Here is a 10631-nt window from a genome sequence, read left to right on the forward strand (position 1 = left end):
CATTCTGAATACGGGGACGATCAGCGCCTCCAATACGCTGACGGTCAATACGCCGACGCTGACGAATCAGGCCAATCAGGTCAACGTCGGACAGATTTGGAGTTACATCCAGGACGCGGGCTATCAGAACACGACGGGCACAGTAGTGCAGCCGGGCGGGTTCATGAGCGCGGCGAACATGGACCTGAACGTGCAGACGCTGAGCCAGATTGGCGGGGCGCTGCAAAAGCTCGACGCGGACGGCACGGTCGATAGCGCGGGCACGCAGCAACTAACGGCTGCGTTGCAGCAGCAGTTGGGGAGCAACTTCACGCAGATGACGTTGACCGACCATCTGCATACGGATTTCGTGAAGGAAGGCGGAAGCTTCGGGGTCGAGCAGTTGGCGATGATCGTGGTCGCGGTGGCCGCTGCGATCGCGATGCAACCGGAGATCTCGGCGGAAATCGCATCGGTGAGCGGTGCGGCGGATGCGGCGGCGGACGCGGACGACGAGCCTGTCCCATAAGGCTGTGGCCGGGGGGCTGTGCTCGGCGAACGGGGGCAGCCGGAGGCGAGACCGGGCCGTTTGAAAGAAGCCTACGGCGAAGGCGCAAGTTCGGATTGGTCTCGAGGACGAAGGGCCCACGGCGGTAGATTTACTGGCCGCACTCGATGAGGAGGCGGCTAGCGAGGTCGGTGATGAGCTATAGCACGCAGTGCTATAATGTTCGGCAAGAAAAAGGAGCGGTATGCGGGTCTTCAAGACCAGGGTGTTTGCGCGTTGGGCCGACAAGGAAGGTGTGAGCGATGCGGCGTTGCTCGTGGCAATGGATGAGATAAGCCGAGGGCTGATTGATGCGAACCTGGGCGGTCATGTGTTCAAGAAGCGAGTGGGCATTGGCGGACGAGGTAAAAGCGGCGGAGTGCGTACGCTGCTGGCGTTGCGAGTGGGACTTCGTTTTCGGCTTTGCGAAAAACGAGCGGTCCAACGTGAGCGACAAAGAGCTGGAGACGTTGAAACGGCTGGCGTCGCAGCTACTGGGCTACGATGCTCGGGAGCTGCGTGAAGCGCTGAGCACAGGCAAGCTATATGAGGTGGAAAGCGATGGGTGACAGACTGTTGAAGACGCTGCATGAGACGGCGCAAGACCTGCACGAGATCGGGCTGATGGATTCGGTGACGACGCGAGAGTTCGACGCGTTGTGTCTGCCACCGATCAAGCAATACAGCGCGGCGCAGATTCGGCGACTGCGCCAGCGCGCCAAAGCGAGTCAGGCAGTGTTCGCGGCGTGCCTGAACACGAGCATCTCGACGGTACAGAAATGGGAGCAGGGGCAAAAGCATCCGAACGGTCCTTCGCTGAAACTGCTCGACCTGGTTGATCGCAAGGGCTTGGAAGCCCTGCTGTAAGGTCCTGCTGCGCCGTCTTGGCCCGGCGGGCTTGCGACGGTGCTTCCTCCTTAGCCCCGCTTCTGCGGCACTCCCCATCCCTTCTTACTATCCCGATGGGCCGATACAATCGGCCCATCGGCGTTTGCGCCCCATCGTTCTTTAACTTCCTTTGCTCGTGCCTCGGTGGGCCGAAAACCGCATCCGGGCAAAAAATCCTCCGGGCCGAACCGCGTCTAGGCGACGGCGGGCCGTTGCGATCAGAGGTTGCCTCGGGTGCTGGATATGGGGCCATTGGCGGAGCAACCGGGGCACTGCTGAACCCGACATCGATACGAACGGCAACATCCCTGCGCCGCTGGAAACTGCGCTCATGACGATGGTGAGTACATTGGTCGCCGGTGCGCTAGGTGCCAACGTTCAGGGCGCGGCGATGGCTGCGCAAAATGAAACTGAGAACAATTGGCTTAATCACGTACGGCCTAGTCCGCCTCCTTCTTAGCCGCCCTTCGGCGGTTCTCTCTCCCTTCCATCGATTCCTCGCTAGGCCGATACGTCGGCCCGTCGGCGTTTGCACGCCATCGTTCTTTAACTACCTTCGCCGATGCCGCGGAGGGCCGAAAACCGCGTCTGGGCAAAAAAAACTCACGGCAGTACCGCATCTGCACTCAGCACAAAGCAGACGATGCTACTCAGCCGCGCGCATAGCTTTGAGGCCCAGCCGATTGGTATCGGTAGCCGCCCACTGTGCCGGCGCGATGGTGGCGCACGCTGGAAAACGAGGCCGACGCGGGTCACCCTAAGCGATGTGAAAGCACTGGCACATCAAGCAGCAAATGTCTATCCGCGTGCGAGCATCCGGGCGCTGGCGAATAGCCATTCGGCTAAGCATCCGGCGGCGCCCACGCATGGGACACTGAAACCGGTCGATTAGCCCCCCCGATGGTGGCCGATGCTGTGTGCACTCGACGCCGAGGCACGAGCCGAGGACGAGGCAAAGGAATGGGACAAGCTTATGGGAGTGATTAAAATGGCACCATGCGTGACTGTGCTTAGGGGCCAAAAAATGGGAACGAGCTACGAGAAGGACGTGGTGGCATGGGCTAATGAACAGGCCGCGTTGTTGCGCGCGGGCAAGTTCTCGGAGCTGGACATCGAACACATCGCGGAGGAAATCGAGGACGTGGGTAAGAGCGAACAACGCGAATTGGCGAGTCGTATGGCTGTGCTCCTCACGCACCTGCTCAAGTGGCAATACCAGCCGGATCGGCGGGGATCGAGCTGGCGGCGTACGATCAAGGAGCAGCGTCGGGCCATAATGGAACACGTTGAGGAGACGCCGAGCTTGAAGGGCTCGTTGCTTGATGAGCATTGGATCCGTAAGACTTGGTCTGATGCAGTGACCAAAGCGATCGAAGAAACGAACCTTGTTGTGTTCCCCGAAGCCTGCCCGTGGACGATGGAGCAGGCGATGAATCCTGAGTTCCTGCCCGAGTGAAGCCCAACTCAATCGACTTGCCCTGAATAAGCGCCAGCCTCCGTCCACTCAAAGGTTGGATCAGCGCCCCGCCTCCGCCGAAAATACATATCAGAAATGATTCGTTGGGCGCCGACGAAACCCCCTCTAGACTGACCCTTTCACGTTGTCGTAACGAACCGATCAGATCCCTGGAATGCGGGAGAGTGCAGCTCTTTGACGCTCCCCGCGCAACCGGGCGAGCACGCTGCGCGCGGACGAGGAAAACCCGATGAATACCGAAGTACGCGACCCTGACGTCCTGGTCATCGACGCAGGCGAGGCCGGCCCCATGGCTGCACCCCATGCAAGCGCGCACGATCTACCAGCCGAAGCTGCCTCCCACCTCGCACGCCTTGCCGATATCGACCCGGCAGTGCGCCGTGTCGCACTGTTCGAGCTCGCCGATCTCGAAGATGCCGCTCTCTTGCCGGTGTTCCTCGCTTCGCTGCGCGACGACCCGGCGCCCGAAGTCCGACGCGAGGCCGCGGCCGTGCTCGCATCATGGGAGCAAGACGAAGTCGTCGAGGCGCTCTGCGCAGCCCTGCTCGACGACGCCGAGCCGGTACGTGCACAGGCGGCGCAAAGCCTATCCGAATTGAAGCAACCGAGCTCGGGTTACGTGCTGCGCCGTTGGGCGATGCGGCCGGAGCCGTTCGTGCGCCGCGCGGTACTCCGCGGGCTGCGCGAACTTCGCTTCGCGGATGCGTTCGATCCGGCCATGGAGGCGCTCGCCGCGCGACAAGCCGAGGTACGGTTCGAGGCTGTCGCGGTACTTGGTTGGCTCAAAGATGCGCGCGCACTCGCATCGCTCGCGGCGCTCGCCGCGCGCGATGCGCAGGCGGAGGTGCGCCGCGCGGCTATCGGCGCGCTGGGTTTTGCATCGCCAGCCGATGCCTCCATCGTCGAGGCGCTCGTCGCAGCGCTATCGGACAACGCGTGGCAGGTGCGCGAGGAAGCCGCGACCACGCTAGGCAAACTCGGCGTGGTAGAGGCGCGCGAACCGCTCGTCACGGCACTCGACGACGCATACTGGCAGGTCAGGCTACGCGCGACTCGCGCGCTAGGACAATTGCGCGATGGGCAGGCTGCCCCTGCCGTTGCGATGCTGCTCGCACATCCGATCAGCAACTTGCGCAAGGAAGCCGCGCTTGCACTGGGCGAGCTGGGCGTTGCCGCTTCACTGCCCGCGCTGCACCACGCGCTTGGCGATCGCGATCCTGAGGTACGCAAAGCCGTCAGCATCGCCATCGAGCAAATCGAAAACGCACGGCAATAAAAGAACGCGGCGCTGGCCGAGCGCCAAGCAAGGGACGCGAGCACTCGGCTGCCGCGCGGCACCTACGCGTCCAAAGTATTCGCTGAGCGATAATGTCGTCGACATATCGACGATCGAAAGCCATCCGAAATGAAACTCCGCGGTGGTCTGCTCAGTATCAGCTAAGTCTTCGTCGGTATCCTCCCCCTATTGTTGCCACCCTCCGCTTGGCCACGTGACGGATTGATCCGTCACGAAACGGCGAGCGCGCACGGAGAATTGATGGAAGGACTGAATCGAGCACTTTTTCTCTGGCTCAATGCGCCGGCCAACCCTGGCCAGCTATCGATGGCGATGGCGCTGTTTTTTGCCGAATATTTTATTTGGTTGATCCCCGCAACGATCGCGATTGTCTGGTTACGCGGTGGCGAGCGCACGCGTAAGGCGCTGATCGAAGCCACCGTCGCCGCGTCGATCGGGCTTTGTATCAATCAGCTGATCGGCCTTGCATGGATGCACCCGCGTCCTTTCGTAATCGGTCTCGGACACACATTGGTTGCGCATGCACCCGACTCGTCCTTCCCCAGCGATCATCTGACGCTCTGGTGGTCGGTCGCGTTCGCGCTCGCCATGCCCGGCAACTTTCCTCGGGCCGGGATGCTGTTCGCGTTGCTCGGCTTGCCTATCGCGTGGGCGCGCATCTACGTGGGCGTCCATTTCCCGTTCGATATGGCGGGCGCGGCTATCGTCTCGCTGTTGAGCGTGGGCCTGACGCGGCGAGCAATAGGGCCATGCTTGCCATACATTTTTCGGGCGGCCACCTGCGTTCACGGCTTGCTTTTCAGCAAGTTCATTGCGTTGGGATGGGTGCGCAAATAAGGACTGGGTAAGATCCGCGGCGACGGAGGCACGAGTCATGCGGCAACCCTTCATATTCTGCAAGGCAATGACTGCATCAAAAGGAACCTTACGATGACCAAATCGACTCAACACGCATTGGCGAAGGTACCTGAGGTCACACTCGGGTTCTGGCTCCTCAAGATTGCCGCGACCACCCTGGGTGAGACGGGCGGCGACGCAGTGACGATGTCGATGCACCTGGGATACCTCATTGGGACGGCCATTTTCGCGTTGATATTCGTCGTGGCGGTCATGGCGCAAATCCGTGCAAATGGGTTTCACCCCTTCTTGTACTGGCTGACGATCATCGCCACCACGACGGTCGGCACGACGATGGCCGATTTCGCGGATCGCTCCTTGGGCATCGGATATGCGGGCGGCTCGAGTCTACTGCTCGCGTTGCTGCTGATCTCGCTCTTTGTCTGGTACCGGACGCTCGGCTCCGTCTCTGTCAGTACGATCACCACACCCAAAGCCGAGATCTTCTATTGGGTGACGATCATGTTCTCCCAGACCTTGGGTACGGCATTGGGCGATTGGACGGCCGACAGCATGGGGTTGGGATACGGCGGTGCCGCGCTCGTGTTCGGTGGATTGCTCGTTTTGGTCGCGGCGGCCTATTATTGGTCGAACATTTCGCGCACGATACTTTTCTGGGCGGCGTTCGTGTTGACGCGTCCGCTCGGGGCTGCGGTCGGCGATTTTCTCGACAAACCGCTCAACGCGGGCGGTCTGGCCATGAGCCGTTATTCGGCCTCGGCCGCGCTATTCGGCTTCATCGTGCTCGGCATTCTGATCTTCCGGCAACGAGCGGCGAAGGCGACGCATTGAACGCAGGCTGGAATTGGCTACGGAGGATGAATGCGGGTATTGCTGGTCGAAGACGATCCGATGATCGGCGAGGCCGTTCAAAACGCACTGAAAGACGTTTCCTACGCGACGGATTGGGTGAAGACGGGGCAGGCGGCCTTGACCGCCCTCGAGGCGCAGCATTACGACCTCGTGCTGCTCGACCTCGGCTTGCCCGGCAAGGACGGTCTGCAGGTGCTGGCGAGCATTCGCGGCCGCGACAATCCGGTGCCGGTGCTGATCGTCACGGCCCGGGACACGCTCGATGATCGGTTGCGCGGACTCGACGGCGGCGCCGACGACTATGTCCTGAAGCCATTCGAAATGGCCGAGCTGCTGGCCCGCATGCGCGCCGTGCTGCGGCGAAAGGGCGGCCGCGCGGCTCCCGTGCTCAGCAATGGCCGCGTCTCGCTCGATCCGGTTACGCGCGAGGCCGTCGCCGATGGCTGCGCACCCGTGCAGCTTTCCAATCGCGAATTCGCGCTGCTGCACGCGCTGCTGATCCGCCCCGGCGCGATCCTTTCACGCAGCGATCTGGAAGACCGGATCTACGGTTGGGGAGAAGAAGTCGAAAGCAATGTCGTCGAATTTCTGATTCACGCACTGCGGCGCAAGCTCGGCAGCGACATCATCAAAAACGTCAGGGGCGTCGGATGGATGGTTTCAAAAGGCGGTTGAACGCGTCCCTCCAGCTCAAACTGTCCTTCTCGCTTTCGCTCGCGATTCTCGTGGTTGCCGTGGTCGCCGGCATCTTTTCGTTCGTGTCCGCGCTGCACGAAGCCCATGAGCTGCAAGACGATACGTTGCGGCAAATCGCGACGCTCATCGACCGGCAAGGCGTTCCGTTCCTTCAGTCGCCGGCTGGGGCGAGCGTGGCGAGCGACGACAAAGACTCCCGCATCGTCGTGGAATATCTCGCCGATGCCGGGCAGCAAGGCGTCGGCATCGCTGGTGCCGAGGCGCGATTGCCGATCCCAGCCGACTTGGCGGACGGCGCGCACACGCTGCGGATCAAGGGCGAGTCGTTTCGCGTGCTCATCAAAACAGCGGCCGGCGGCGGGCGAATCGCCGTGACGCAGGAAACGGATGTACGCGACGAAATCGCGCGCGATGCCGCCCTGCAGACTTCGATGCCGTTTCTGATTCTCGTGCCGATACTGGTCTTTTTGATTGCGGACCTCGTTCGCAAGATGTTCCGGCCGATCGCCGCGCTGTCGGTGGAAATCGATCGGCGGGCCGAGCGGGAGTTACATCCCATCGAAACGAGCCATCTGCCTGTCGAGGTCCGGCCCTTCGTCGTCGCAATCAATCGCCTTTTGACGCGCGTTGCGCAATCGATGGAAGCCCAACATCGATTCGTTGCCGACGCCGCGCACGAACTGCGCTCCCCTTTGACGGCACTTTCGCTGCAAGCGGAACGGCTGGCCGAAGCCGAGATGTCGACGACGGCCCGGGAGAGATTGCGTTCGCTGCGACAGGGCATCGAGCGCGGACGAAACCTGCTCGATCAACTGCTGACGTTGGCCAGAGCGCAATCGCCTTCGGAGCCGCTGCCGGCGACACAGGCGGTGTCGGTGCAGAGCGTCTATCGTCGCGTGCTCGAAGACATCATGCCGCTTGCCGACGCCAAAAAGATCGATGTCGGTGTCGAAGGCACCGAGGACGCGCTGGTGCGAGCAAGCGAGCTCGATTTGATTGCGATCGTGAAGAATCTCGTCGATAACGCCATCCGCTATACGCCGCGAGGCGGGAAGGTCGATTTGTCGGTGCGTGGCACGCCCACGCATGTGCTGTTGCGCGTGATCGACAACGGGCCCGGCATTGCACCGGACGAACGCGCGCGCGTTTTCGATCCTTTTTATCGCACGCTGGGGAGCAATGAAGTGGGATCGGGGCTGGGCCTGTCCATCGTCAAAGCCATTGCCGAGCGCCTCGGGGCGGAAGTCCGCCTCGAGTTTGCCGATGAGACCGGGCAGTCGGGTTTGTGTGTTTCCGTTCTCATTCCGGCCCAGTGACCCCTATCGTATGAGGGTTACTAGACGACCGGTCTAATACTGGCTACAGTACGGTTCCATGAGCCATGCAACCCCTCCCACCGATGTCCGCCGGCATATTCTCGATGTCGCGCATCCTCTATTTCTGAGCAAGGGCTTCACGGCCGTCGGCCTGACTGAGGTGCTGGCTGCGGCGAAGGTGCCGAAGGGGTCGTTTTATCACTACTTCTCGTCGAAGGAAGCGTTCGGCGAGGCGGTGCTCGAGGCGTACTTCGAAGATTATCTCCAGCGCATGGATGGGTTGCTCGGTCAGCCCGGTCCGGCGGCGCAGCGGTTGATGGCCTATTTCTTCGACTGGCTCGATTCGCAGACCGGGGACGAGGCGCAAAGCCGGTGTCTGGTCGTGAAGCTCGGCGCGGAGGTCTCCGATCTATCCGACACGATGCGGGCGGCACTCGAACGTGGCACGCGAACGATCACGGCGCGGCTCGCGCGCTGCGTGGAGGAGGGTTTGACGGACCGTTCGTTGCCTGAATCGCTCGATGCCGCCGGCACCGCCATGACGCTCTATCAAAACTGGCTCGGTGCCAGTCTGCTGGCCAAGATCACACGCGACCGCAAGCCGCTGGATACCGCGTTGGCCTGCACGCGCCGGATGCTCGGCGTCCCTTACGACGCTTGAGGGGCGATCGTATGTATTCGCTTTCCGTTTTTTCCTCGCGTCCTAGACGACTGGTCTACTTCGATGGCGGGCTGTACTCGAAGCATTGCCGCCCCCGCCAATCCGAGATTGCATACTGAAGGAGTTCCCGATGCCGCAAACCGATACCGTCAATCGCCGCGTGGTCCTCGCGGCGCGCCCACAGGGGTTGCCCACGCCGCGCGACTTTCTCATCGAAGAGGTAGCCATTCCGAAGCCCGCTGATGGTGAGGTTCTGCTTCGTACCGTCTATCTCTCGCTCGATCCTTACCTGCGCAATTTGATGGAGGAGGTCGGTCCCGCCTACGCGCCATCGATCCCGCTTGGTGGAACGATGGTGGGCGGCACCGTGAGTCGAGTCGTCGAATCGAAGCATGGGAAGTGGCGAGCGGGCGATCTCGTGCTCGGCAATTCAGGATGGCAGGACTACGCGCTATCCGATGGCAGCGACTTGCTCCCCCTTGGACAAGAATCTCACGCGTCGCTGTCGTTGGGCGGTTTGGGCATGCCCGGATTCACCGCGTATGTCGGCCTGGCGGATATCGGCCAGCCCAAAGCTGGCGAAACGCTTGTCGTGGCGGCGGCCACGGGTGCCGTTGGCTCGGTCGTCGGGCAGTTGGCGAAGCTTCGGGGCGCAAAGGTCGTTGGCATCGCGGGTGGCGCCGACAAGTGCCGGTACCTCGTGGAAGAACTCGGCTTCGACGCCGCCGTTGATCGTCGCGATCCGGCATTCGCCGAGCGTCTGGCGGCGGCGTGCCCGGAGGGAATCGACGTTTATTTCGAAAACGTCGGCGGGGAAGTTTTCGATGCGGTATTGCCGTTGTTGAACATCGGCGCGCGCGTGCCGGTCTGCGGCGTGATTGCGCATTACAACGACGACGCGTTGCCGTCCGGCCCCGATCGATTGCCGCTTGCCATGTCGACGATTCTGCAAAAGCGGGTCCGTATGCAAGGTTTCATCATCCTCGACCACTTCGGCGAGCGTTTCGATGCGTTTCGCCGAGAGATGAGCGAATGGTTGTCCGATGGCCGCGTCAAGCTGCGCGAGGACCGCGTCGATGGGTTGGGGAACGCGCCTGCCGCATTCATTGGGATGCTGCAGGGCCGTAACTTCGGCAAGCTCGTCGTGCGTGTAGGCGAGGACTGAAGAGGCTCGTGGCCGGTGTTACCGTTCTTTGACACGATCCCCTCCGCTTGCTCGTGCGGCGAATAGGCATATATTCTCCGCACATCATGCGGAGAATATATGTACATCTGGGCGGCCGAAGATTGGCCTGAATGGCGATACGACCTTGCTAGCCTCACCGGTTTGATCGCCGAGGTCAGTCGTGCTCAGGGCTTGTTGTTCGGCCGCCTCGCCGACGTTGGCAGCCCGTTGCGCGATGAGGCGAGCCTTGCTGCGCTGACCGAGGATGTCACGAAGACGAGCGAAATCGAGGGCGAGCGACTCGACGTTGCGTCAGTGAAATCGTCGATTGCGCGGCATCTCGGCGTGGATATCGGCGAGCTTGCGCCAGCGGATCGTCACGTGGACGGGATCGTCGAAATGATTCTCGACGCCACATTGAACTGTCAGGCAGCGGTGACCCCTGAGAGGCTGTTCGAATGGCATGCGGCGCTTTTTCCGACGGGATACTCTGGGCTCGTACGACTCAATGTTGCGCGTTGGCGCGGCGATGCGACAGGGCCTATGCAAGTGGTGTCGGGGCCGATCGGCCGGCAACGCGTGCACTTCGAAGCGCCACCGGCGGAGCATCTCGACCATGAAACCCGGTGCTTCCTCGACTGGCTCAACGGCGCGACTCCGGAGCCTGCACTGATCAAGGCGGGGCTCGGCCACCTCTGGTTCGTCACCCTTCATCCATTCGACGACGGGAACGGGAGAATCGCGCGTGCGATCGGCGATCTCCTTCTTGCGCGTGCGGACGGCAGTCCTCAGCGTTTTTATAGCCTCTCCGCGCAGATTCAGCGCGAACGCAAAGCCTATTACGACGTGCTCGAGCGCACGCAAAGAGGAAGCCTCGACGTCACCGAGTGGTTGA

The 10631-nt window shown here is 61.8% G+C and carries 10 protein-coding genes and 2 pseudogenes; all 12 read left to right on the forward strand.

Annotation, left to right across the window (positions count from 1 at the left end):
* Window positions 1-508, forward strand: a pseudogene (locus VGL01_RS22325) (adhesin); the annotation flags it as partial.
* 223 nt (window positions 509-731) lie between these two features.
* Window positions 732-1095, forward strand: a pseudogene (locus tag VGL01_RS22330) (type II toxin-antitoxin system RelE/ParE family toxin).
* Window positions 1088-1393 carry a DNA-binding transcriptional regulator gene (locus VGL01_RS22335; protein WP_331573253.1) on the forward strand — a complete coding sequence of 102 codons (306 nt, stop codon included), beginning with the start codon at window positions 1088-1090 and terminating at the stop codon, window positions 1391-1393. The pseudogene VGL01_RS22330 and the gene VGL01_RS22335 overlap by 8 nt, the downstream one beginning before the upstream one ends.
* A gap of 1045 nt (window positions 1394-2438) precedes the next feature.
* Window positions 2439-2870: a DUF29 domain-containing protein gene (locus VGL01_RS22340; protein ID WP_331573255.1), complete on the forward strand. Its 432-nt coding sequence runs from the start codon at window positions 2439-2441 to the stop codon at window positions 2868-2870.
* A gap of 310 nt (window positions 2871-3180) precedes the next feature.
* A complete protein-coding gene (locus VGL01_RS22345; RefSeq protein WP_331573271.1) occupies window positions 3181-4167 on the forward strand; it encodes a HEAT repeat domain-containing protein in 987 nt (328 codons plus the stop codon).
* Window positions 4168-4428: 261 nt separating this feature from the next.
* Window positions 4429-5025, forward strand: a complete 597-nt coding sequence (locus VGL01_RS22350) for an undecaprenyl-diphosphatase (RefSeq protein ID WP_331573257.1) — start codon at window positions 4429-4431, stop codon at window positions 5023-5025.
* A gap of 93 nt (window positions 5026-5118) precedes the next feature.
* Window positions 5119-5877 (forward strand): hypothetical protein, encoded by a 759-nt coding sequence (locus VGL01_RS22355; RefSeq protein WP_331573259.1) that lies wholly within the window; start codon window positions 5119-5121, stop codon window positions 5875-5877.
* Window positions 5878-5907: 30 nt separating this feature from the next.
* The gene (locus VGL01_RS22360) at window positions 5908-6573 is read left to right on the forward strand and encodes a response regulator transcription factor (RefSeq protein ID WP_331573261.1); all 666 of its coding nucleotides are present in this window, start codon (window positions 5908-5910) and stop codon (window positions 6571-6573) included.
* Window positions 6549-7910 (forward strand): ATP-binding protein, encoded by a 1362-nt coding sequence (locus tag VGL01_RS22365; protein ID WP_331573263.1) that lies wholly within the window; start codon window positions 6549-6551, stop codon window positions 7908-7910. Before VGL01_RS22360 ends, VGL01_RS22365 begins: the two co-directional genes overlap by 25 nt.
* Window positions 7911-7968: 58 nt before the next feature.
* Window positions 7969-8571, forward strand: coding sequence for a TetR/AcrR family transcriptional regulator (locus VGL01_RS22370; RefSeq protein ID WP_331573265.1), 603 nt, complete (start codon window positions 7969-7971; stop codon window positions 8569-8571).
* A gap of 130 nt (window positions 8572-8701) precedes the next feature.
* On the forward strand, window positions 8702-9736 hold the full coding sequence (locus VGL01_RS22375; protein ID WP_331573267.1) for an NADP-dependent oxidoreductase: 1035 nt from the start codon (window positions 8702-8704) through the stop codon (window positions 9734-9736).
* A gap of 99 nt (window positions 9737-9835) precedes the next feature.
* Window positions 9836-10631 (forward strand): Fic family protein (locus tag VGL01_RS22380; RefSeq protein ID WP_331573269.1); only part of this gene is annotated, 796 nt, incomplete at its 3' end.

Source organism: Trinickia sp., assembly GCF_036503415.1.
Lineage (GTDB): Bacteria > Pseudomonadota > Gammaproteobacteria > Burkholderiales > Burkholderiaceae > Trinickia.